Source organism: Vibrio sp. 1167 (assembly GCF_033340375.1).
In the GTDB taxonomy this organism is placed as follows: Bacteria; Pseudomonadota; Gammaproteobacteria; order Enterobacterales; family Vibrionaceae; genus Vibrio; species Vibrio alginolyticus.
Map to the genome: position 1 here is coordinate 143,210 of NZ_JAWOWK010000009.1, position 22,733 is coordinate 165,942.

Consider the following 22,733-nt stretch of genomic DNA (forward strand, 5'->3'; position numbering starts at 1 on the left):
ATTTACAGAGGGCCTGTCGTTAACGTTCGACAATCTGGACAATTTGCTCTTTTGAAATACTCATTTCTTTACCATCCATGTCTTCATACTCGTACATACCCGTTTCCTCGTTCAGGTCTGGTTTACCGTAAGAGGTAATAATTTTCCCTTCATTTGTCGACATCAGATATTGGCTACTTCCGCATGCAGCAAGAAGTAATACAGTGGCAATAACAGTCAATACGCGCATAGAGTTTTCCTTTTAAACAAGTGAGTTAGGCAAAGACATCGTTTTAACTATAGCAGAGGAAATATGAGTGGGTTTGAATACAATTGAAATGAAAAAGCCCAGTAGAAACTGGGCTTTGGTAGGAAGGGCGTTGCGATTACTTCAAAACAGAAGTGTTAGTGACACCTGTTAGTGCGTCATCCATTAAGAAGTCAGTGTTTTCCATCTGCATCTCTACATGATGATCAATATCAGACAGAGTGCCATTTGGCGAAGCAAAAGTACTGTGCGATGCAGTAGCATTAAACTGTACAAAGCTCGCAGTTGCATTCACATCAGTGTCCGTACTGTTCACAGTCTTCAACCCTAGCTTATTAGCAAGCGGTTCAGTACCCGCGAATGGTGCATTTGGAACGCTGTTTGGTACTGTGCTATCGCCATCCACTTCTGTCATAAAGAATGGTGTCGTTAGCGAACCAGATGCCACTAAATCTGAAGCGTTTGTGAACGGATCGACAGTGTCTAGTGTAGTCTGTGCTGCATAGATAAATTGTGAGAAACCTGCTTCTAGCGCTGCTACTTGAGCTTCCGTTGCCGCAGCCTCAAATGCTTCGTAACATGTTTTATCTTCTAGATCCGCACATGATGCATCAGCGTAATTCGCATAGTCTTTTGATGCTGCATAAGCGAGGTTATGTTTGATCTGAGGGCCGTAATTGTCTGAACCCAGTAACAAATTACCAATTTGTCCACCAGAGTTCTGTACTGATGCAGAACTAAAGGTGTACAGCGCATCCGCAGTAGGGCTGCCCAATGTATTGTTTGCTGCTGCGACGGCAGATGTAGCTACAATACCGCCAAGTGAATGACCTAGCATTTTGACTTTTGAACCCGTCATTGGGTTGAAGCCTTGCAGAGGACCTCCAGCTAAAAGACCGCCTTGAGCAGATACTACCAAGCTAGCGCGCAAACCTAACACATCCAGAACACTTTGACGTAGGTTGTCACGCGCAACGGCTAAGTTGGAAAGATTTAGATAAGCCAGTACATTCGCATTTGCGGAACGTTGTTCATCTAAGCTGCGCGTACCATGAATAGGTAAGTCAATAGCGATAACTGCAACACCTGCTTTTACCATATTGAACGCGAACGCGTACGCATTCTCTTTCGCAGAGGTGATGCCGTGTTGATAAATCACAACGTCTGTCGCGACGCCAGATTTAGGTGTGAAGACCAGTACTTCGACATCTTCAACCGATTTCACTACGGGAACAGGCGAGTAGCGAGTAATAATACGCTCACTATCAAGCTGGGTACCATCGGTAAGAGTAAGCTTAGCTCCAACAAGTTTTAGCTGCTCTGTAGGATCTGTAGCAAGCTTTGTCACATCAACAGGATCATTTGCAAAAACGCCTGTTGATAGCTGCTGAACCATGTTTGCTTGCTCGTTCGGATCCGCTAATGCTGCGCTTAGCTTCGCTAGGCTTGGCATCGCAGATACCATTGGTTGCATGTTCCAGCTTGCGCCTTTTTCCAAGTAATGAGGCAGTCTTACCACACCTTGTGTCACGCTTACATCGGCACCTGATTGCATGTAAAGGCCTTTAATTGCCGTTTTAGCTGCGTCTAGATCGCTAATGTATTTACTAAAGTCATCGTCAGAGTCTAGCGCAGTGCTAAAGTCTTGGGTTTCACCGAGCGTTATTGTGTAGGCCGTTGATAAGTCAACTGAACCTTCGTTTGAGTCATTTTTGTAAACGGTATTTAGTGTGTTTGCGCCAGTAGAAAAACCAGTAGCGGTTACTCCTTTGACTGCCGCTAACGTATCACCTACTGACTGGGTGCTGAACCATGAAGAATAAACGATGTCTGCAGGGTTTACTTTGGCAATACCAAAAATTCCTTCAACCGCCTGAGTGACTGCTTGAACAGAAGCAAGGTCGCCAGTTTCATAAACGATCTCTTTCGATTTACCAGTTGCATAGCTTGCAGATGTACCAATTGGCTCACCATTTACGTCAGTAACATTTTGTGTGACCGCAAAAATGTACTCGCTTGACTCATCAAGTGCAGCCAAGAACTGGATGTATAGAGAGTTACCTTTTGCTTGAACTACGTAGTCTTGGTTCTGAACAAGCTCTTCTTCGATTGGGTTAGATTTGCGGTCCCACTCGGTTAAGCGTTGATTAATCTTGATGACTTTAACACCAGACGACAGCATGCCCGTTGCAAAACCGTCGCCGTTGAAGTTAAGAACGATTGGCATAGACGTTGACCATCCATCCATCGTGTTCATTGAGGCTCTAGGGTTGGTTAAAGCATCATCGCCATCAGTTGGCAGACCAAGCGTACCATCGCTTGTGTCCATTAATAAGTAAGACGGTGCCGGTACATCTGCGTTCGCTCCTTGAAGCGTAAAACTGATGGATGTTTCGCGATCAAGCAATGCTTGGACTTCATCTTCAAATTGAACTTTGTCGGAAGTACCAGAGCTGGAGGTATCATCACCACAACCAGCAAGAAGGATTGCAGAACAAAGCATTGATAATTTAAACGTGTGTTTCATTGGTTTACTCCGTAATCCCATTATTTGAAGGTGTAGTTCATCTGTACCGCGCTGATGTAAGCAGTACCTTCTGAGTCAAACTTAATCTCTTCACCCAGAGCATTTGTCTCAGTGAAAGAGCCTGATTTACTCTTAACAAGTGCAAAGCCTGCATCGAAAGTTAAATTCTCACTCATTGCGTAAGTTAGGCCCGCGCTGTACCAAAAACGGTCACTGTCAGGGATACTCAATGTCGCTTCACCTGCTTGTTCGTCGTACGCAAAGCCTGCACGGAATGTCCAGTCTGTATTAAGTATGTAAGTTGCACCAATGGAGTAGCGATTGTTGTCTTCATATTTCTCAGGTTTAAAGAAACATACTCCGTCATTACATTCGTTACTGGTCGCTTTTAGTTCTTTAAATGTGCTCCAGTCGGTTTGTTGCCAGCCGTAATGTACAGCCCATTGTTCATTCAGTTGATGGAAAGCCGATAATTCGATAATTGAAGGGAGAGAGATTTTTAAACGGCCATCAACTTTTGGTGATGAAGCTCGACCAGAGTCGTAACTACTAAACTCACCGTCATCAAAATCTAGATCAACCTTAGAGCGGTAGCCAAAGCCAAAACGGTTGTTTTCATTTAGCTCAAATAAAGCGCCGACATTCCAACCCCAAGCGAAAGTTTCACCTTCCATGCCGACAAGGTTATCGGACTTATTACCACCTAAAATACCGGCGAGTGCGCCTTTGTGACGAGTCAGCTCTGCTTCAGCGTATACGAGGTTGATACCACCACCGACACTGAAAGACTCGTTGATACGGTAAGCGACATTAGGGTTGATGTTTACTGAAAGTAGGGAAGTGTCACCCGCCATATCACCTGCGGAAATATCATTTGGATAGTCGGTAGCAACACCGTATGTTGTGAACATACCGATACCCCAAGCCCAGTTATCATTGATAGGGCTGATGTAATAACCTGCTGGCACGATCTGTAAAGGGGCGACATCTTTCGCGTGTTCATTGTTTACAGTGTCGTACACATCGACTTCAGGGTCGATGATAGATAACGCGCCCGAAAATTGAGCTTCTTTGAAAAGTGTCATTGCTGCAGGGTTACGAGCAAGGACGCTGGCATTATCTGCAACAGCCCCTTCACCTGAAAATGCTCGACCAAGACCAGATGCCGAATGTTCAGCTACCTGGAAGCCCGCTGAGTGGGCATTACACGCAAACAATATTGAAATTGTAAGCAGAGAGCAGTGCTTCTTGTTCATCCTTGACCCTCCTAGGGTGTCATAATGCTGGACCGAAGTCCTTGTAATTGTTGTGTGGTACTTACACCAATTGTTAATACGCGAAATACAACGATGATGTAAATGTAATGTTAATTGTATGTTTAATAACTTGTCAAAGTTTGAGCGTATTTTGCGTTTTAAATATGATGCATAGGTCAAACGATGGCTTGTAAGGGCATGTATTATCGTTATATTTTTGAAGAGAATGGTACGACCAGAATTGTTTTGCGAGCTTTATAGTTAAATAACGATCAAATCAAGAGATAGCTCGCTTTGCTGTTTCTTCACTTCACAGGCATAATTCGCGCTCGCTATGTAGTTATTCAATAGACGCAATAGGAACCGCATTGGAATTACTGAATGTTGAATTTTTAGGTCGTTCGCTAAGGCTCGAAGGATCGATGGCTGGGTGGCAGCAGTTATATTGGGATAATACGTTGGTGTCTCAAATCGATGCCAGTGACAATACCGCAGAGACTTGTCTACACCAGTTTAGGCTCTCTGCGGGTGAGGAAATCCTGAACTGTCATTTAGAGTGTTCTTTAACATGGCAACCGTTTGAATTGAGTTACAAGGTCACAATTAACGGTGAGCTCGTCAACGAAGGTTGTCGAAATGAAAAAGACATCGAGCGCCAAGTGCCAGAAGTTACGCCACCATCCGAAAAGCGTTTAAGTGTAATAGGCCTCGTATCTCTTGGGATGAAAGCACTTAAAAGTGCGAAAGTTATTAAAGTGGCGTTAGCGTCTGCAAGTCTCGCTGCATATTCTTGGCTATTTTCCATCGAGTTCGCGCTAGCGTTGATCGCTTGTTTGGTTTTTCATGAATATGGTCACATTAGAGCGATGAAGTATTTTGGAATGAAGACCAAAGGAATCTATTTGATTCCATTCCTAGGTGGTTTGGCGCTAAGTGACGAAAAGATAAACACGCGCTGGCAGGATGTGGTTATCTCAATCATGGGGCCATTTTTCGGTTTAGTACTTAGTATTGTTTTTACTTTGCTTTATTGGATGACTGGTGAGGTGATCTTCGCTGGGCTTGCCGTGTTTAACGCCTTGCTAAACCTATTTAATCTGCTGCCTATTTTACCATTAGATGGTGGCCATGTGCTCAAAAGTATTACCTTCTCAATGAATACTTGGGTCGGGTTAGTTGGCAGTATTGCGACCGCTTTATTAGGCATTTTTATCAGTTACTATTTCGGTCTGACGTTGCTAGGGTTTTTATTGTTAATGGGAATGTTGGAAGTGGTGATGGAATGGAGAGCTCGACATCAAAGCCATTTATTGCCATTAACCCGTTATGGGCAGCTATTCTCACTGGCTTGGTACTTGGTCTCTGTCGGAGGTTTTGTTTCTATCATCTGGTATTTTGCCACTCTCGGAGATAGTTTGTTAAGTTTGCCGCTACAGATATTGGGCACTTGATTAGAATCATTAAAAAGCTCCCTAGGGAGCTTTTTTATTTGGCAAGCTTAAGTAGTAGACGATAGTAGCAAGTAGCAATGAATTAGCCACATCTTGGTGCTTTCGCGTTATACGCAGGCAGCTTATTTATGGTTGCTTGTAAATCTTTAATGCGCGTACTGTGCGATGGGTGGGTTGAGAAGAATTCAGGTGGTTGAGAACCACCTGATGCAGCACTCATATTTTTCCATAAATCGACACTTTGACGTGGGTCGAAACCTGCTTTTGCCATGAATTCCAGCCCGACAATATCAGCCTCGGATTCCTGAGTACGACCGTATGGCAAGATAACACCGTATTGAACACCGACACCAAGTGCCGCCATCGTCATTTGTTGATACTGTTTGTACTCGGAAGCGCCAATGGCAACGTTTGCTAGAGACAACCCTGCATTTGCTAACTGGCTTTGTGAAAGACGTTCATTACTGTGGTCAGCGAGGACGTGAGCGACTTCGTGACCAATAACTGTTGCCAACTGATCTTGGTTTTTCGCGACATCTAAAAGCCCGGTATACACGCCGATCTTCCCACCTGGTAGAGCAAACGCATTGACTTGTTCACTATCAAAAACAACGACTTCCCAGTCTTTAAATCCAGATTGAGCGGGAATGGTGTCAGTGATGTGTTTGGCAACGCATTGAACGTAGGCATTCGTTTTGCGATCTTTGCTGATTGGGATATCTTTCTTCATTTGTTCGAAAGATTTAGCGCCAAGCGATGACATTTCCTGATCTGAAAACATCAGGATCTGGTTGCGACCCGTCGGTGATGCGCTACACGCTGTTAAACCCGCGATAGTTAAAAGAGCAGAGGCTTTCATCCATACCTTCATAACAGGCTCCATTTAATTTTTTGTTTTGAAGCAATAGTATATACCCAAATAGTAACATGATGCATGGATCAAGTTATTCATCTGCTTAATAAAGAAGGTGAGATGTTACGTCTTGAAGTTATGCCCAAGTAGCGTCTATGCTAACTTCCTAGCACATCGTTACAACCTAACAAACCAGTTTGTGAAACTAAGAGTAAAGCAATGAGTATATGGAAAAAGCCCGTAAGCATAGAGATTCTGAATGCCACGTCAAAAAATACCCTGATCGAGCACCTACAAATTAAATATACAGATTTCACTGACGACTCCCTTACAGCAACCATGCCCGTATGCAGCTTTACTCATCAACCTTTAGGAATGCTTCACGGTGGTGCATCAGTCGTGCTCGCAGAAACATTAGGCTCATTGGCTGCAAACTTCTCTGTCGATGAGGACAGCTACTGCGTCGGTTTAGATATTAACGCGAACCATGTGCGAGCCATGCGAAGTGGTCATGTGATTGGTACGGCAAAACCGCTTCATCTGGGTATTTCAACGCAAGTGTGGCAAATCGATATCACTGATGAGCGAGGCCGTTTAGTGTGTACCAGTCGCTTGACCATCGCTGTGAAACAACATAAAACAAAGTCGGTATAAACTAAGATGGTGATTGAGTTTTCATTAGGAAAAATCATTGCAACCCAGCGTGAAATAGTGATTAAGATCTCCGGCAGCGCAATGGTAACCTTGCAAGCGCAAACCGATGCAATTCAGTTGCTGGGTAGAGGAGCGAACGTTGTTTTATCTCATGGAGCAGAGTGCAAATGGTCTATCAAGCTGGACAGCGAGGAACAACTGGCCGAACTTTCGCGAGAAATTGGTATCGATATTCAATAATTTATAGTGTGATGTTTGCACTTTTTGGTAAAAATGAGGAAACTTAGCTTGTCGACAACAAGATAAGAATTTCCTCTTTATGAGTAGCCCTCGTTTACGTGTTCAGTTCGAAACACTGTTTGAAAAATTTTCCGGTCACGATACGGACGTTCAGCTCGAAGACATCACGGAAGCGTTGTTTTGTACACGTCGTAATGCTCGTATTGTTCTAAATAAACTTGAAGAAGAGGGCTGGATTGAGTGGCATCCGGCAGCGGGTCGAGGAAAACTTTCGAAACTCGTTTTTAAACGTAATCGAAGCGACGTCAGCGAAAACCTCGCCAGGCGTTATCTCGATGAAGGGAAAATCGGTCAGGCTCTAGATGCGCTTGATAACGATGCGGCACGATTGACGCAGGTTATCCAAGGTTATTTAGGGCTTCAGCATCGACAGGGCGAGCAGGTCGTGCGTTTGCCTTATTATCGACCATTGTCGATGTTAAACCCGCAGAAACCGATGCGGCGTTCTGAACAGCACATCGCCAGACAAATTTTTAGCGGACTCACTCGCCTTGATGAAAATGAACAACTTCAACCAGATTTAGCCCACACGTGGGAAGCAATTTCTGATACACATTGGCGTTTTTATCTTCGTCGTGGAGTACGCTTTCATAACGGTGAACCGTTAACAACTAGTTGTGTTCTTGAAAGTGTGCTTGCGTTAAATAGCTTGAACTTGTTTTCTCACATAAAGCGGGTGTCTTCGCCACAAGAGTGGACCGTTGATATTGAGCTCGTCCGTCCTGATCGCTACCTGCCTCTGGCTCTGAGTGAGTCGCAAGCAAAAATTTTGCTACCGAGTGCTTTGCGTTCTGAAAGCTTCGATAGACAACCGATAGGGACAGGGCCGTTCCAAGTTAAAATGAATGATGATAAGCGTCTTATTTTGACTGCTTTTGATGGCTACTTTGGTTTTCGCCCTTTACTTGACCAAGTGGAGGTGTGGGTAATCGATGAAGCCTATTCTTCAATGGTTTATCCAAGCCTGTCAAAACCGAAGATGGATAAACAAGGTTCATCCGATGAAGTCGAGCTGGACCCTGGCTGTACATTCCTATTACTAAACAAAAACACCGGGATTGCAAAAGATCCACGTTGGGCAGAGTTCCTCTCGCAAACCCTCAACAGTCACCAGATTTACGCGCATGTTCCACAAGATAAAGTGATGGAACTGGGAGTATTGCAAGCGTTTGGCCTTAAGCCCGGTTGGATTGATCTTAGGCCAGCAGAAGCGGGCAGCGTACCACAGGTTAATAAGGTAATTTCCGTAGCGTATCAGAAAAAGCATCCGATGTTTCCAGTAGTTGCCAAGGCCATCAAGACACTCTTAAAACCGCACGGTATCGAGGTTGAGTTTATTCGTTATGATTCTCAACCGCCCGCACCGGAGGAAGTGGATATCTGGGTGAAAGCTATGGGCATTGCAACGAACCGAAATGACGCGTTGGCGGGCTGGCTCCTGGATTACAGTGATATTGAGAAGTTCAGTTCAGGTTACGATTTTAGTGAATGGGCTAAACTTGTCGATCAATGGCGTGCCGGCATGCACACAGACTTTCCTGCGCGTGAGCTAGGACGACAGTTAGTAAAAAGCTGTCAGGTGATTCCTATGTTTCACTGCTGGCTAGGCGTGAATAAAGACCACAGCGGTGCGTTACAAAATGCAAAGTGTAATGCCTTAGGTTGGTTTGATTTTAATAATGTATGGGTCAAACCGGATATAGAAAGTAACCATGGCGAAACCGAATAAAAAACAACCGACGAAAACCGTCGATATCTTTTGCTCTAAATGTAAAACTCAACTATTTAAGTACCGTAAAGGCGGGAAAGGCGCACTGGTTAAATGCTTCAAAGAGCGCATTGTTGACGATTTCACACAAACCCCATGTATTTGCCCCGCTTGCGGACAAGAGTTTGCAAGAGATACTTTAGTAAGAGGAACCCCCGCTTACAAAATGATTGGCGGCAAAGTGACGATGAAATAATAAAGGGCTAGAAAATGAGTATGAAACATGACTATTGCATGGTTTTAAGTACAACCAGTAATGAAAAAAATCGAGATCAGATCATTAAAGGTTTGCTAGATGCTCAATTAGCCGCGTGTATTCAAACGATGCCTATTGAAAGTCACTATGTGTGGAAAGGGGAGATTTGTACTGACAACGAATGGTTGCTGGTGATCAAAACTCGTCGAGAACTTTATGAATTGGTGGAAGAGAAAATAGAAAACCTGCACGAATACGAGGTAGCTCAAATCGTACAGGTTCCAATTGTTGATGGGTTTAACCCTTATTTAGAATGGTTGAGAGAATCGACGTTGAGCCGACATTAAGAATAACGACAACACTGCACCAACGGTATCGCACAACATATCTTTCTGGGCGTCCCATATGTCACCTTGCGAGCCCAGAAAGGCAATTCCCTCATCGCCACCAGCCAACTCCGCATACCACCATTCGATAATCTCATAGCCAGCAGCAAGTGACATGATAGCAAACAAAGCAAACCAGCAAGAGAACGCTTTGTTGAACCGTTTTTTGTTTATCAAGTATTCAGCGATCGGATATGCGTAAAGGCCAATTGAAAAGTGCGCAACGCGATCAAAATTATTTCGCTCTGAACCAATCATGTCGTTAAACCAGTCAAATGGCACTTCGGAGAACGTATATTTCGCACCGATAGTGTGCAAACAGAGCCAGATGAACATTAAAAAGTAAGCCGTATTACTGAACTGATAGCGAATCGAAATCGCCCAAATAGCAACAAGAATACCAATCGCCGGGATAATCTCCGCAAACCAAACTGCGCGTGAGTTAGGTTCCAACGCAGAAAATAAAAACACGATGGCATAAAAAATCGTTAATCCTAAGAGTGTCGAGGTGCTTTTCATAGAGTTACTTGATCCTTCAATTTATCTTACAGTGGGACTCCATAGATTGTGTTAATGATTGCACTTAATTGAACGCTGTGCAATTGATATTTTAATGGGTTTTTTGATCACTGAAAATGTTGATTTATTGGCAAACTGCTCAACATTAAAACGTTTGCGCGTGCAGTTTTCATTAAAGTTTGATTTACAACATGCCCATCCATAGAATCCATGATTCAGTCTAATAAAAAAGAAGTAAAGCCATGAAACTGGAAACTGTCGATTATCTTGCTGACGATGCTGCTCAACAGTTCGTTACCTCTCTACGCGAAACGGGGTTCGGTGTGTTGAAAAACCACCCGATTCCACAAGAGCTTGTAGAGTCAATTTACAAAAACTGGCATGAGTTTTTCTGTTCAGATCAAAAGAATGATTTTCACTTTAACGTAGACACCCAAGATGGCTACTTCCCACCTTCAGTGTCTGAAGTGGCGAAAGGGCACAAAGTGAAAGACATCAAAGAGTACTTTCATGTTTACCCTTGGGGGCAGATCCCAGAGCAGCTTAAAGCTGAAATCTTAGAGTACTACGAGCGTGCCAATGCATTTGCTCAAGAGCTATTAGGTTGGGTTGAAGCGTACGCACCTAAGGACGTTCAAGAGAAGTTCTCTATCGCGTTGTCAGAAATGATCAATAACAGCGACAAAACATTACTACGCGTGCTTCACTACCCACCGATGACAGGCGAAGAAGAGCCCGGCGCTATTCGCGCTGCTGCGCATGAAGACATTAACCTGCTAACGGTTTTGCCTGCTGCCAATGAGCCTGGACTGCAAGTAAAGAGTAAAGAGGGTGATTGGATCGATGTACCATGTGACTTCGGAAACTTAATCATCAACATTGGTGATATGCTTCAAGAAGCGTCAGGTGGTTATTTCCCTTCAACGACTCACCGTGTAATCAACCCTACGGGTGGCCGTCAAGAAAAGTCACGTATCTCATTACCGTTGTTCCTGCATCCAAAGCCGGAAGTGGTGTTATCTGAGCGCTACACTGCACATAGCTACCTTATGGAACGTTTACGTGAGCTAGGGGTTATTTAACCTTTACGTGATCTCCTTACAAAGGCCGATGGTGAATGACTATCGGCCTTTTTGCATTTATGCTACAAAGTGGAAACTATGTTTTTTGTGCCGTGAATGGGGCCCTAAACTCGTGTCAGAGAGGATGAATGGAAGGACAACGTACTGTCAATAGTATTGAGCCTCATGCAATAGAAAATCCGCTGCTTTGGCCAATGCTAGAAATTCTGAGAAAACAGCCCTCTAATTGGAAAGTGCACACCTTGGCAAGCTCGTTGGGTGAACAAGGTTATATTTCAAAGCTGGACGACTCTCCCGATAAGGATTTATTCAAAAGAAATTTCCTGATCATGAATGCATTATATCAACTGCAAGACACTCTGTATCCGGATAGTTGGCTTCAAGTCGAAGCCATGGATATTCAGCTCATGTCTTCGATGGAAGCTTTGAGGCATAAGATCGATATTCATGATCCTTTGCGTGAGTATTACTTAGATTGGCGCAATTACGAAGCGGACGAAGATGAAGTGCGTCGACTGTTGAATGAATTTTGGACAACTTATCAAAAGTTCATCGGTGGTTCGTCAGTAGCCAGCGTAGATAAGACAAAGGCACTGTCACTATTTGAACTTAACACTGACGCTACGCCTGCGGAAATTAGAAAACAATGGCGAAAACTCGCGCTTCGTTGGCATCCTGATCGAGAAAATGGCGATGCAGAAAGATTTAGAGTTCTTTGTGAAGCGTGGAATGTACTGAGAAACGAATGATTCGCTAAGAATAAAGATAAAGGAAGGCAGCTAACTATAGCTGCCTTTTGATTGAACTGTCTCTGTCAGCGTATCAAAACTAGCATGATGACTTAAACTGAGATTTTCGCATGCGGTTGAGGGCAGCCATAACGTCTAGTGTGCGTGGTTTGGCTAAGTCGCCTTGCTTAGGAAGAGCGGCATGCCACTCACCAGACAGCATTTCTTCAATCTCCTTCGCCGGATGATTACACCAACCTGGAAGTTGAGCAATTTGGAACCATAACCAGCCAATTGTGTTGACTTCATCGGCTGACTCTATCTGTTCCAAAGCGCTAAGATCAGTAAACTCTTTACCAAATCGAAGTGACTCTTTGCCTTTCGCATTCACACGGAACTTGCCGTCAGTCAGAATATTCATCAACGCAACGCGGTTCAGTGCTCGAGGTGGGAAGGTCTGTAAACGTTCTTCTGACTCGTTATGGCGTTGAGTAGGGTGCTGAGCGATAACTTCTTTCGCTTTTTCAGTCACATCAACGGCTTGGTAGTCGTGCATTTGAATGACGGTATCGGCAACGTCTAAGTAGTCGCCCGACCCACCCATAACGATAATGGTAGAGATATCAAGATCATCTCGTAATTGACCAATGCGGTCGACGAGAGGAGTAATTGGCTCATCACCTTTTGCCACCAATGCCTGCATACGCTCATCTCTAATCATGAAGTTGGTAGCAGAAGTATCTTCATCAATCAATAATGTGCTTGCACCCGCTTCAATAGACTCTTGAAGCCAAGCGGCTTGCGACGTTGAGCCTGATGCGTCTTGAGTAGAAAAGTCCGCCGTATCTTTACCCATCGGTAAATGGTTGATGTAGTTCGACAGGTTCAAGTGGTGTACGCATCGGCCATCTTCGGCACGAATCTTCATAGCCTTGTTATCGGCAACAATGTATTCGCGACCATCTCCTGGAATATGATCGTAAATTGAACGCTCTATTGCATTTAATAAGGTAGATTTACCGTGGAAGCCACCACCTACAATCAGTGTGATACCTTTTGGAATTCCTAATCCTGTGACATGGCCCTTGTTTGGCGCATGTAAAGTGACTTGTAGAGATTCAGGGGCTTTAAACTCAACGGCTTCTTTCATTGGAAGGTCGCAATTACCTGCAATTCGAGGAAGAATACTGCCGTTTGCGACAAACGCGACTAAGTTATTGGCCTCTAACTGTTCTCGTAGGGCATCTTGGTCTTCAACAACTTGGCAGTGCTTAATTAAAGCGGCTTTGTCGAGTTCACGCTCTAAAGTTGCTCGACGGATAAACTTAGGCAGGTGGAAAGTCAGTATGTTGTTGGCTTTTTTCCCCAATACTGAACGACCTTCCGCTGGTAAGTTAACTCGAAAACGCAGTTCAATACCTTCTTCAGTAAACAACACCGCGGTGCTATCCAATACAGTTTGGCCTGTCAGTGAAATTGATACTGAGTTTTCTTGTTTAGCAAACTGTTCAAAACTACGCGCAATAAAATCACGTGCAGCTCTTTGAAATGCAGGAGACTCGTCTCTTAGCCACTCAAGACCAGTCAAAGACCATGCGCGAGTCGCACGAAAACGTGACGCCGATGCATAAGGGTCACCCTGTACATGATCGATAAACAAAGTGAAATCAGTGAAGTCGTATCGACCTTTGATTTGCTGATAAGCTCGGTAGTTCTGCTTTTCAATTTTCTTAAGCGTGGCAGTCAACTGATCCATGAAGATATTGGCCTTTTAATAGAAGCGGGCGGCGATTATAGAAACCACCGCCCTCATAGTAAAGAGAATGCTTAGGAAGAGTAGGCGTATTGCCCGCCAGAAAGGCGCTGATTAAACAAACTTTGCTCAAATTCATTACAAGGCATAGGTTTACCATAAAGAAAACCTTGTCCGATATCACAACCCTCACCAATAAGAAACTGCTCTTGTTGGTGGGATTCAATGCCCTCGATCACTACTTGGAGTTCCAGTTTTTTTGCAATGTGTATGATTGAACAAATGATCTCGCGATCATCATCTGACTTTTCCATTTGCTGGACGAAGCTTTTATCAATTTTGATGGCATCAAACGGATATTTCTTTAAATAGCTGAACGAGGCATATCCTGTACCAAAATCATCAAGTGACAATGTCACACCTAGTTTGTGCAACTTATTTAACGTTGTGCGTGCTACTATTTCATCGGCAATTAGAGCGCTCTCGGTTACTTCGAGTTCGAGAAAGTGTGCTGGCAAATGGAAAGTGTCGAGTAGGTGTTGCACTTGTTCTGCAAAATTTACGTTTTGTAATTGAATGGGAGAAACGTTGACGGCAATTTTGAAGTTATCGATTAACTCAGACCATTGTTTCGCTTTGTCTATCGCGGTACGCAGAACAAAAGAGCCAACTTCAAAGATAAGCCCGTTTTGTTCGGCCATATGTATCAATGCTTCGTTGGAAACGTCGCCAAGTATTGGATGTCTCCAACGAAGCAAGGCTTCTGCGCCAATCCATTTACGTGTTTTGGAGTCTACTTGAGGTTGAAAGTACAACACTAAATCGTCGTTACGCACTGCTTGTAAAAGGTAACTTTCCAGTTCATTGTGACTATTGAGATCCGCCGAATGATTTTCTCTAAAATAACTAAAAGGTTCGCCGGATTCTTTACATAGAAGCATCGCGTAACATGCATGTTGAAGGATACGCTTAGCATTGCTGCAATCTTTGTAAGCTTGAACTATACCGATATACGTGTGCAAATGTATTTCTGTTTTGTTGAAGACAAATCCATCTACGCTAATTTTAGTGATATCATCTAATAGTTGATTTAACCGAGCTTCAATATCCTCTCCCCAAATCAATAAAACCATGTCATTCGAACTTGGTCTACCAGTGATAAATCCGCTAGCACCGTGTCTGGTTAATCTGGAGTGAAATTCTTTTAAAATGTTGTCAAAGACCTCGAACCCGTGCCTGGTCTGAATACTGCGAGCGTTACTAAAACCAATGTTGATGACCACAAGCGATTGCTGATCACTATCAAGGGACTGTAAGGTGTATTGGACAATGTTCTCAAGTGCAGAACGATTTAGAAATCCAGTTCCCTGATCATGTGTTTTTTGGTAGCTCACTTGTTTTTCCGCGGCTTTACGGCGATCAATTTCTTGTGTTAAGGAGTAACTTAACTGGGCTAAATCCGTGGTACGATTTTCAATTCGACTCTTTAGCTCGGTGTTAAGTCGCTGAAGTTTATGTTGTTGGTACACAACTGAAAGCTGTGCTTCGATTGAATCTTTGAAAGTTTCAAGCAACTGACGGTAACTATCGTTGTACTCGTTTCTCTCAGAGTCAAGCATACAGATTGTTCCAAATGACTCCCCATTTGGCCAGAATAGCGGTAAGCCGCAATAAGAAATCATGCCTAGTTTGATGTCTGGGTTATTTTGCCATTCTTCATCTTCAAGCGCATTGGGGATTACAAGCTCGCCTTTCTGTTCTATAACTTGCTCGCAATACAAACCGTTACCAAGCTGCTCTGCATCACCAGTACGATAAGGATTACCTAGAGTTTCGCTAGATGTATTTACTTCTATGCGATCCGGATGGATACGCATAATTAATGTGGTGGGTACGTGTGTTATTTGAGCCAGTAAGTTGACGATTTCTTGCCAACTTCTTCGCATAGACTCAGGGATTTCGTAGTCTAATGTTTGCAATCTCCCCATATAGGTCATCCTTTACGTGGTTTCACTTCCTGTGAATTTAAAAATGCAGACTGCTCTATTTTGTTCTCGCTTTTTAATTAAGTATAGGGTGGCTAGGGCTCGAAACAAAAAAAAGTCCTGAAAAGTGTTCAGGACTAGGAATAGTTGTCACATATCTCATCCTTGAAACAGGTAACAAGCATCAAGGCTTAAGCGACATTAACGATTCAATAGAAATGTCTTGCGAATAGTCGACATCTTCAAAGTTAAAGCCATTGAGCTTCATAAACTCATCTTTAAAACCTTTGTAATCACCAATCTCTTTAAAGTTATCAGCATTCATCTGTTCTAAAAGAGCGTGGACTTCTTGTTGAACTTGCGGTTCAAGTTCCAAGTCATCTATTCGAATCAAGCGTTCACCGTCAACTGGCACTTTCTCTTGATCGTATAACTTCGTAGTAAACAGTCGCTGCATTTGTTCAATACAGCGTTCGTGAGTACCTTTTTCCTTCATCACTCTATAAAGCGCTAACAGGTAGGGACTTAGCGCAGGGATGAATACACTGGCTTTCGTCACCAACGCCTTACACACGGTTGCGTAAGCACCGCCGTCAAAGTTGGCGAGTTTGAGGTTTAATGAATGACTGGTTTGGTGTAAATCGATTTTCGCTCGACCTAACGTACCATCGAGATAAATTGGGTGCGTAATGTCAGGGCCCATGTAAGAAAAGGCGATGGTTTTGCAGCCGTTTGCAATAGAGTCGTTATTGATGAGTGTGTCAATCCAGCTTTCCCAGTCTTCGCCGCCCATTACTTTAATGGTGGCATTGGCTTCCTCTTCTGTTGCAGGCGTTAAGGTGGTTTCTATCCACTTATCGTTCTCCAGCATGATAGAAGCGCCAGTGACAGGTTCACCAATCGGTTTAATGACACTGCGCCAAAACTCATCAGATTCAGGTTTAGGTCGAACACCGGTTGCCAAGCTATAGATGACTAAGTCAACTTCACCCTCAAAGTACGTTTCAATGGCTTCAATCACTTGATTGCGCACCGAACCAGAGAATGCATCGCCAACAATATTTATTGCGGTACGCCCGGCTTGATTTGCTTCCTTCTTAAAAAAGACGTTGTTATACCAACCCGCACTCCCAACCCCTTTCTCTGAAGGGCCACGCTCAAATGAGACGCCAATGGTATCGGCGTTAGCGCCACCGAACGTTAGGGCTATTCGGGCCGCTAGGCCGAAACCAGAGGAGGCACCAATAATCAAAACCCGTTTTGGGCCTTTTTTGATCTGTGGGGCGCGTTTTACGTATTCAATTTGCTCTTTAATAGATGCATGACACCCTTTGGGGTGCGCAGAGCGAGCAACAACACCTTGAATTAACGGTTCTATTCGCATGTTGTTATCTATCCTCGATGAGTGGAATTGAAAATAGATTAACGTAAAGTTACGTAAAACTTATTGAGCTAGACCATTAAAATTAGAGATGTTTAATTAATTCTTGAGCAACGAAATCAGCGATCCAAGGTTGTGCATCTGGTTTTGGGTGAAGGCCATCATCCATCATCCATTCTGGTTTGGTGACAACATGCTCTAAGAAGAATGGCATCAAGGCAACTTGTTGATGCTGTGCAAGCTTAGGGTAGATATCGTAAAACATATCGCTATAGCGCTTACCATAATTAGGTGGAACCCGAATTTGCATCATGACAACGTCCGCACCAGAATCTTTTATCATGGTAATCATTTTTGAAAGATTCGACGTAATAAGTTTAGGAGGGAAACCTCTTAGGCCATCGTTGGCACCTAACTCAATAAGTACCATGTCAGGGCTATGCTGAGTTAGCAACTGAGGTAACCGTGCTAAGCCATTGCCGGTTGTATCGCCAGAAATGCTGGCATTAATAACTGTTACATCTTGACCATGTTCTGACAACGCATCAGGGAGTAAGCTAGGCCAACTCTCTTCGATCGGCATCTGATAGCCTGCACTCAAGCTATCACCCAAGACAAGTAGCTTTTCGCTCGCATGTGCAGTAGCGGAAAAACAAAAAAATAGAACTAAGGAAAGTATACGAATCATGCAAACACCTGTACTTAATGCACCTATTGTTCAAGCCAATTTGGTTTCTAAACAAGTCTCTACTAATCAAGAACAATTAACAATCCTCAAAGACGTAAATGTTGACATCCGAAAAGGAGAAAAAATCGCCATCGTCGGAACTTCCGGTGCAGGTAAGTCAACATTGATGACGTTGCTAGCTGGTCTTGATACGCCGACATCAGGCGAAATTACTTTATTAGGTCATGAATTATCAAAACTGGACGATGAAGCACGTGCGAAAATTCGGGCTGACTCTTTAGGTTTCGTTTTCCAAAGTTTCTTGTTAATCCCGAGTTTGAGTGCATTACGTAATGTCACGCTTCCTTGTCTTTTACGTGGTGAAGCCGAAGATGAAGCAAGAGCAGCGGAATTATTAGCTGCTGTTGGATTGGAAAAACGTGTCGACCATTTACCAAGCCAGTTATCTGGTGGTGAACAACAGCGAGTTGCGCTAGCGCGTGCATTTATGACACAGCCTGAGCTGTTGTTCGCAGACGAGCCTACCGGCAATCTTGACCATCAAACCGCAGACAAAGTGATTGAGCTGCTATTCGATCTTAATGAACAGCACGGGACAACTCTGATTTTAGTAACACACGATGGTCACCTAGCAAGCCGATGTGACCGTATCTATCGTATGGAGGCGGGTGAGCTTAAGGAGGAGATATAATGTCTGCAGTATCATCAAGTGAAGCAACATCCACAGAGCAAAACAGTACAACACAGCACTCGCCGAATAAAAGTTTGATACGCTGGAGTTTCGGCGAAATAAGGCAGGGGAATCTTTGGCCTATTAGCGTTGCTCTTATTCTCGTGATTGCGAGTATCTTTGCGCTTTCTGCATTAGCAGAACGAATGGAGCAGGTGATCGTCAAGCAGGGGAAGGACGCATTAACGGCAGATGCGGTGTTTGTGTCTGCTAATCCCATTCCGGACATGTTGTTAGCCTCGACTGAAAGCCTTGAACGTTCGACGATGACACGCTTTGCCACTATGGCATTTAGCGATAATGGTATGCAGCTTATTTCTGTAAGGGCGGTGGATGATAATTACCCTTTAATGGGAGAGCTCGTTCTTGAAAATAATCCAGCCGGTCGCGTTAAAGAGAACCAACTCTGGCTTGATGAGCGGATTATGACTCAACTAAACGTAAAATCAGGTGACAGCGTCACGATAGGCGATGCCGAGTTTACTGTATCAGGCGCAGTATTGATGGAACCAGGCTTGAGCTTTAATCCATTTCAGCAAATGCCTTCTGCATACATTCATCAAAGTGACGTAGATAAAACAGGAGCAATTCAAGTTGGGAGCCGAGTTCAATACCGTCTGTTTTTACAAGCCGATGACAAAACACTAAAGAGCTTGCAAGATGATACGCAGCTTTCTCCGAGCGATCGCTGGCGCACGCAAGATACTGCCAGTCGTAGTAATGAGGTTTTTGAACGCACGACGCAGTATCTGTCGTTGACCGTAGCGATTGTCATCATTATGGCGGCGACAACATTGGTTCTTACTTGTCAAAATTACGTGAACAGCCGGACACAAACTATCGCGATGTTGAAAAGTCTTGGTGCGAGCCGCCGATGGATTGAAAAGTGGTTATTTATTCAAGTCACAATCCTTCTCATTAGTGCCAGTGTCGTCGGCCTACTGCTAGGGAGCGGGTTGGAGTATTTATTACGCATTCCACTCAAAGACTTATTACCCGATCCACTCCCTAGTTACGGCGTCACACCATTTTTGGTGGCATTTATCTCTGCAGTCTTGATTACTGTTCCCGCTCTCGGTATACCATTGTTAGGCTTGATTAAAACTCCCGCGTTAGAAGTGCTACAGCAGGGCAAAGCGCAACGTTCCTGGAAGCGAATGTTACTTGTTCTAGTTCCCGTTGTTCCATTGCTTTTACTGTATGCAGATAACACCTTAGTTTGGATCGTGCTCACTGGTATAGCGGTACTGTTTGTGGTACTCGCAGCAGTTAGCGTCACACTCACAAAGCTGTTTGCACGTGTGTCAACCCATCCTGCAATGAAGCTTGCGTTGAGTCGTATCAACCGGACGCCAGTAACCAGCGGTCTACAGTTTGGTGCTTTGGCATTATCTTTGATGTTGCTGTCTATCATTTGGCTTGTGCGCAGCGATATTCTCGCTGATTGGGAGAGAACCTTACCTGCAGACGCGCCAAATGTGTTCGCTTTAAACATTGGTGATTATGAGCTCGATAACTACCTAGAAACCCTAGATAAAAATGGAGTTACGCGGTCACAAGCTTATCCAATAATTCGTGGACGACTAACAGAGATTAACGGTCAAAATGTTAAAGAGGTTGAGTACGAAGGAGAAGGTTCTGACGCGATACGTCGAGAGCTAAACCTGACATGGGGAGATACCCTACCAGAATATAATGACGTGCTTTCGGGTGAATGGACAAACAAAGGGAGTGTATCTGTAGAAGCGGATGTAGCAAATGACTTAGGCATCAAACTCGGTGATACGCTGCGCTTTGTAATAAACAGCCAGAATTACGATGCAGTAGTAGATACCATCCGTTATGTCGAATGGCGTGACATGAAGCCTAACTTTTATTTTATTTTCTCATCTGACGTGATGGCTAATTTACCTGGTTCTTACCTCATCAGTTATAGGATTGAAGAAGAAAATGAAGCGTTGTTGACGTCAATGTCACGTGCTCACCCAACGGTCTCTGTTTTAGATATCCGAACTATGGGCGAGAAAATTCAGGCTTTGATTCAGCAAATCGTATCAGCAATCACCATCCTTGCTCTTTTAGGCGTTGTTGCTGGTCTGCTGCTCATCTTTACGCTACTGAGGTTAAGCTTGTCCCAACGCCAACAAGAGATTCGTTTGTATCGCACATTAGGTTCAAGTAAGAAACGGATCAACACAACCCTGTGGGCCGAGTACGGAATTATGGCGTTGATTGCTAGTGGTGTTGCGGTATTCGCTGCGGAAGTTTGTGTGGCCGCAGTCATGACATATGGGTTCGATCTCAATGCACAAATTCACCCCGAATTGTGGATAGCTTTACCGCTTGCAACATTTGTTACGTTGGCACTTGTAGTGATGAGTTTGTTGAAAAGATTGTTAACGCCAGTAAACACTTAATCGCAGCGAGTGTTATCAAGTTTGGAACACTCCATGACACTTTTATTTTAGTTATCCACAAAAACAGTGGATAACTTTTGGGATAACTAAATGGGGTAAAAAGTGGGGTGTTTCTGCAGGCTTTGCGCCATGGGTCTTACAGTGAAATTCTTATTCACATAGACACAAAAAAGTGTCTTCTTAACCATGTCGTCAAGTACTTTTTCGCAAATTTTTTCTACTTTAATGCACTTTACAGGCGCTGTTGGATATTTCGCAAACCCATGAACTTTTTGTGATTTTAATCAAGTCCAAACACGAGTAGAATCCACCGTTAGTAAAGAATTTTCCTTATAAAATTTTTAGTGAAGCAATGAAGTCTGAGTTTCCAAGTTATAAAGATAAGCATATCGCTGTTGTTGGTGGCGGTGTAGCAGGTGCAACAGCAGCAATTCATTTTGCGGAGCTGGGTTTTAAAGTTTCCGTAATAGAGAAGGGCGTATCACTAGTAAATGGTCCACCCATTTGTCATTTGCATGCTGGTGGTAATTTATATCGAGAGATTTCCGAGCAACAATGCTTAGACTTGTTAGCACAATCTATTGATACTGTTCGCCTGTATCCGCTTTCACTGAATATTCGTCCGACAATCATCGCGGTTCCTCATTCCGATGGTGGAGACCCATCCACACTAATTCCGCGATTAGAGGTTGTGAAAAGTGCTTATCAGACGCTCGTTGATAAAGATGAGAGTAATAAAGTGCTCGGCGAACCAAGCGAATACTACAAACTGTATTCAAAAGCGGAGCTAGAAGCTCTCGCGCAACGTACTCAACCAAGTCATCCTACAGACTTCGATGAGTGGTGCATTCCTTTTGCTCAACATGCTGATCTTGAAGCGCTAAAGTATCCTGTTGTCGCAGTTCAAGAATATGGTTGGAGTGTTTTTCGCCTCGCCGCAATTGCCAACTTAACACTAGATACGCTTCCTAATGCTTCGGTCTTCACACAAGCAACGTTTAAGCAAGCCGATTGGATGGGGGAACACTGGCAACTTGGCTATGAACGTGAAGGTATCGATTACCTGATGACATGCGACTACTTGGTTAACGCGTGTGGCTTTGAAACAGGCTCAATTGACAACACAGTTGGTGCCAAGCGAGACAGGTTGGTGGAGTTTAAAGCCGCTTATGTTACGAGGTGGGCAGACTGTCAACAACAATGGCCAGAAGTTATTTTTCATGGCCCGCGTGGAACCGATAAAGGAATGGCTCAATTGACGCCTTATGGCGATGGTTACTTTCAACTTCATGGTATGACAAAAGGAATCACGCTGTTTGAAGATGGTTTAGTGGAGAGCACGAACTCATCTGCTCAACCTGAACTGCCTATGCCTTTACTCTCGAAGATCCGTAACGGCTGGAGAGAAGAAGTGTTAGAAGAGCGAACGAACAACGCCATCAAACACATGGCACAGTTCATTCCCGACTATCACTCTGCTGTAAAAGGAGGAAAAGCATTATTTGGCGCTCAGCAAATTCCCGGAACAGATCCAGTACTCAGAGCGGCAGATGTGACTTTTGAAGATAATCACTACGCGAGAATAGAGGTGGTAAAAGCGTCATCGACACTACTCGCAGCGCAAAAAATGCTTCAATTCTGGTTTGACATCGATCCTAACCAAAATGTGGAAACACAGCATCCGGTCGCTGTAAAGTGGTCTGAAAAAGAGGTCGAGCATTACGCGATTAAACTCACTCAAGAGCGAGGCTATCCTCAAGCTTTAGCAGTGCGTTATGGTATGCCTGCATAATCGGCTGTGTTTGGGCTCAG

20 protein-coding genes are annotated in these 22,733 nt (G+C 43.9%); 11 read left to right on the forward strand and 9 right to left on the reverse strand.

Annotation, left to right across the window (positions count from 1 at the left end; translation table 11 throughout):
* Nucleotides 1-19: 19 nt before the first annotated feature.
* From R7Z78_RS18405 to R7Z78_RS18415, 3 genes are all read right to left on the reverse strand, one after another.
* Nucleotides 20-229 (reverse strand): YgdI/YgdR family lipoprotein, encoded by a 210-nt coding sequence (locus R7Z78_RS18405; protein ID WP_005376349.1) that lies wholly within the window; start codon nt 227-229, stop codon nt 20-22.
* A 136-nt stretch (nt 230-365) separates the two neighbouring features.
* Nucleotides 366-2,774 (reverse strand): VolA/Pla-1 family phospholipase, encoded by a 2,409-nt coding sequence (locus R7Z78_RS18410; protein WP_104976095.1) that lies wholly within the window; start codon nt 2,772-2,774, stop codon nt 366-368.
* A gap of 20 nt (nt 2,775-2,794) precedes the next feature.
* On the reverse strand, nt 2,795-4,030 hold the full coding sequence (locus R7Z78_RS18415; RefSeq protein WP_005376347.1) for an outer membrane protein transport protein: 1,236 nt from the start codon (nt 4,028-4,030) through the stop codon (nt 2,795-2,797).
* Between the two features lie 422 nt (nt 4,031-4,452).
* Here R7Z78_RS18415 and R7Z78_RS18420 point away from each other — a divergent pair, with 422 nt between their 5' ends.
* Complete coding sequence (locus R7Z78_RS18420) at nt 4,453-5,481, forward strand: site-2 protease family protein (RefSeq protein ID WP_225452562.1); 1,029 nt, start codon at nt 4,453-4,455, stop codon at nt 5,479-5,481.
* 82 nt (nt 5,482-5,563) lie between these two features.
* Here R7Z78_RS18420 and R7Z78_RS18425 read toward each other — a convergent pair whose 3' ends face one another.
* Nucleotides 5,564-6,352, reverse strand: coding sequence for a M48 family metallopeptidase (locus R7Z78_RS18425; protein ID WP_017634168.1), 789 nt, complete (start codon nt 6,350-6,352; stop codon nt 5,564-5,566).
* Nucleotides 6,353-6,553: 201 nt separating this feature from the next.
* Between R7Z78_RS18425 and R7Z78_RS18430 the strand changes: the two genes are divergently transcribed.
* The 5 genes from R7Z78_RS18430 (at nt 6,554) to cutA (ending at nt 9,599) form a co-directional block, all read left to right on the forward strand.
* Nucleotides 6,554-6,988 (forward strand): hotdog fold thioesterase, encoded by a 435-nt coding sequence (locus R7Z78_RS18430; RefSeq protein WP_054575174.1) that lies wholly within the window; start codon nt 6,554-6,556, stop codon nt 6,986-6,988.
* 6 nt (nt 6,989-6,994) lie between these two features.
* A complete protein-coding gene (locus tag R7Z78_RS18435) occupies nt 6,995-7,228 on the forward strand; it encodes a DUF3389 domain-containing protein (RefSeq protein ID WP_054575175.1) in 234 nt (77 codons plus the stop codon).
* 79 nt (nt 7,229-7,307) lie between these two features.
* Nucleotides 7,308-9,017 (forward strand): SgrR family transcriptional regulator, encoded by a 1,710-nt coding sequence (locus R7Z78_RS18440; protein ID WP_054575176.1) that lies wholly within the window; start codon nt 7,308-7,310, stop codon nt 9,015-9,017.
* Entirely contained in the window at nt 9,001-9,252 is a 252-nt protein-coding gene (locus tag R7Z78_RS18445) for a hypothetical protein (protein WP_005376334.1), read from the forward strand. The genes R7Z78_RS18440 and R7Z78_RS18445 overlap by 17 nt, the downstream gene beginning before the upstream one ends.
* Nucleotides 9,253-9,266: 14 nt before the next feature.
* Nucleotides 9,267-9,599, forward strand: coding sequence for a divalent-cation tolerance protein CutA (gene cutA, locus R7Z78_RS18450; RefSeq protein WP_005376332.1), 333 nt, complete (start codon nt 9,267-9,269; stop codon nt 9,597-9,599).
* Here the strand turns inward: cutA and R7Z78_RS18455 are convergent.
* Nucleotides 9,561-10,157: a DUF2238 domain-containing protein gene (locus R7Z78_RS18455; protein WP_005376330.1), complete on the reverse strand. Its 597-nt coding sequence runs from the start codon at nt 10,155-10,157 to the stop codon at nt 9,561-9,563. The two genes, cutA and R7Z78_RS18455, sit on opposite strands and share 39 nt — an antisense overlap.
* Before the next feature lie 242 nt (nt 10,158-10,399).
* Between R7Z78_RS18455 and R7Z78_RS18460 the strand changes: the two genes are divergently transcribed.
* Entirely contained in the window at nt 10,400-11,239 is an 840-nt protein-coding gene (locus R7Z78_RS18460; RefSeq protein WP_005376329.1) for an isopenicillin N synthase family dioxygenase, read from the forward strand.
* Between the two features lie 128 nt (nt 11,240-11,367).
* Nucleotides 11,368-11,988, forward strand: a complete 621-nt coding sequence (locus R7Z78_RS18465; protein ID WP_005376328.1) for a DNA-J related domain-containing protein — start codon at nt 11,368-11,370, stop codon at nt 11,986-11,988.
* Between the two features lie 79 nt (nt 11,989-12,067).
* Here R7Z78_RS18465 and R7Z78_RS18470 read toward each other — a convergent pair whose 3' ends face one another.
* The 4 genes from R7Z78_RS18470 to tesA form a co-directional block, all read right to left on the reverse strand.
* Nucleotides 12,068-13,723 (reverse strand): ABC-ATPase domain-containing protein, encoded by a 1,656-nt coding sequence (locus R7Z78_RS18470; RefSeq protein ID WP_104976093.1) that lies wholly within the window; start codon nt 13,721-13,723, stop codon nt 12,068-12,070.
* Nucleotides 13,724-13,794: 71 nt separating this feature from the next.
* Nucleotides 13,795-15,708: a sensor domain-containing phosphodiesterase gene (locus tag R7Z78_RS18475; protein WP_017821934.1), complete on the reverse strand. Its 1,914-nt coding sequence runs from the start codon at nt 15,706-15,708 to the stop codon at nt 13,795-13,797.
* Between the two features lie 181 nt (nt 15,709-15,889).
* Nucleotides 15,890-17,089, reverse strand: a complete 1,200-nt coding sequence (gene fabV, locus R7Z78_RS18480; RefSeq protein ID WP_104976092.1) for an enoyl-ACP reductase FabV — start codon at nt 17,087-17,089, stop codon at nt 15,890-15,892.
* Nucleotides 17,090-17,171: 82 nt separating this feature from the next.
* Nucleotides 17,172-17,774, reverse strand: coding sequence for a multifunctional acyl-CoA thioesterase I/protease I/lysophospholipase L1 (gene tesA, locus R7Z78_RS18485; protein ID WP_005376324.1), 603 nt, complete (start codon nt 17,772-17,774; stop codon nt 17,172-17,174).
* On the opposite strand from tesA, the gene R7Z78_RS18490 reads away from it, so the two are divergent.
* From R7Z78_RS18490 to R7Z78_RS18500, 3 genes are all read left to right on the forward strand, one after another.
* Nucleotides 17,773-18,465 carry an ABC transporter ATP-binding protein gene (locus R7Z78_RS18490; RefSeq protein ID WP_005376323.1) on the forward strand — a complete coding sequence of 231 codons (693 nt, stop codon included), beginning with the start codon at nt 17,773-17,775 and terminating at the stop codon, nt 18,463-18,465. The two genes, tesA and R7Z78_RS18490, sit on opposite strands and share 2 nt — an antisense overlap.
* A complete protein-coding gene (locus R7Z78_RS18495) occupies nt 18,465-20,921 on the forward strand; it encodes an ABC transporter permease (protein ID WP_017634161.1) in 2,457 nt (818 codons plus the stop codon). The genes R7Z78_RS18490 and R7Z78_RS18495 overlap by 1 nt, the downstream gene beginning before the upstream one ends.
* A gap of 352 nt (nt 20,922-21,273) precedes the next feature.
* A complete protein-coding gene (locus tag R7Z78_RS18500) occupies nt 21,274-22,713 on the forward strand; it encodes an FAD-dependent oxidoreductase (protein ID WP_017634160.1) in 1,440 nt (479 codons plus the stop codon).
* The last annotated feature ends 20 nt before the right edge of the window (nt 22,714-22,733 follow it).

What these genes read in the sequence shown, in the direction of transcription:
- R7Z78_RS18405 (WP_005376349.1), bottom strand. Translation starts at nt 229, where the DNA reads ATGCGCGTATTGACTGTTATTGCCACTGTATTACTTCTTGCTGCATGC.
- R7Z78_RS18410 (WP_104976095.1), bottom strand. Translation starts at nt 2,774, where the DNA reads ATGAAACACACGTTTAAATTATCAATGCTTTGTTCTGCAATCCTTCTT.
- R7Z78_RS18415 (WP_005376347.1), bottom strand. Translation starts at nt 4,030, where the DNA reads ATGAACAAGAAGCACTGCTCTCTGCTTACAATTTCAATATTGTTTGCG.
- R7Z78_RS18420 (WP_225452562.1), top strand. Translation starts at nt 4,453, where the DNA reads ATGGCTGGGTGGCAGCAGTTATATTGGGATAATACGTTGGTGTCTCAA.
- R7Z78_RS18425 (WP_017634168.1), bottom strand. Translation starts at nt 6,352, where the DNA reads ATGAAGGTATGGATGAAAGCCTCTGCTCTTTTAACTATCGCGGGTTTA.
- R7Z78_RS18430 (WP_054575174.1), top strand. Translation starts at nt 6,554, where the DNA reads ATGAGTATATGGAAAAAGCCCGTAAGCATAGAGATTCTGAATGCCACG.
- R7Z78_RS18435 (WP_054575175.1), top strand. Translation starts at nt 6,995, where the DNA reads ATGGTGATTGAGTTTTCATTAGGAAAAATCATTGCAACCCAGCGTGAA.
- R7Z78_RS18440 (WP_054575176.1), top strand. Translation starts at nt 7,308, where the DNA reads ATGAGTAGCCCTCGTTTACGTGTTCAGTTCGAAACACTGTTTGAAAAA.
- R7Z78_RS18445 (WP_005376334.1), top strand. Translation starts at nt 9,001, where the DNA reads ATGGCGAAACCGAATAAAAAACAACCGACGAAAACCGTCGATATCTTT.
- cutA (WP_005376332.1), top strand. Translation starts at nt 9,267, where the DNA reads ATGAGTATGAAACATGACTATTGCATGGTTTTAAGTACAACCAGTAAT.
- R7Z78_RS18455 (WP_005376330.1), bottom strand. Translation starts at nt 10,157, where the DNA reads ATGAAAAGCACCTCGACACTCTTAGGATTAACGATTTTTTATGCCATC.
- R7Z78_RS18460 (WP_005376329.1), top strand. Translation starts at nt 10,400, where the DNA reads ATGAAACTGGAAACTGTCGATTATCTTGCTGACGATGCTGCTCAACAG.
- R7Z78_RS18465 (WP_005376328.1), top strand. Translation starts at nt 11,368, where the DNA reads ATGGAAGGACAACGTACTGTCAATAGTATTGAGCCTCATGCAATAGAA.
- R7Z78_RS18470 (WP_104976093.1), bottom strand. Translation starts at nt 13,723, where the DNA reads ATGGATCAGTTGACTGCCACGCTTAAGAAAATTGAAAAGCAGAACTAC.
- R7Z78_RS18475 (WP_017821934.1), bottom strand. Translation starts at nt 15,708, where the DNA reads ATGGGGAGATTGCAAACATTAGACTACGAAATCCCTGAGTCTATGCGA.
- fabV (WP_104976092.1), bottom strand. Translation starts at nt 17,089, where the DNA reads ATGCGAATAGAACCGTTAATTCAAGGTGTTGTTGCTCGCTCTGCGCAC.
- R7Z78_RS18490 (WP_005376323.1), top strand. Translation starts at nt 17,773, where the DNA reads ATGCAAACACCTGTACTTAATGCACCTATTGTTCAAGCCAATTTGGTT.
- tesA (WP_005376324.1), bottom strand. Translation starts at nt 17,774, where the DNA reads ATGATTCGTATACTTTCCTTAGTTCTATTTTTTTGTTTTTCCGCTACT.
- R7Z78_RS18495 (WP_017634161.1), top strand. Translation starts at nt 18,465, where the DNA reads ATGTCTGCAGTATCATCAAGTGAAGCAACATCCACAGAGCAAAACAGT.
- R7Z78_RS18500 (WP_017634160.1), top strand. Translation starts at nt 21,274, where the DNA reads ATGAAGTCTGAGTTTCCAAGTTATAAAGATAAGCATATCGCTGTTGTT.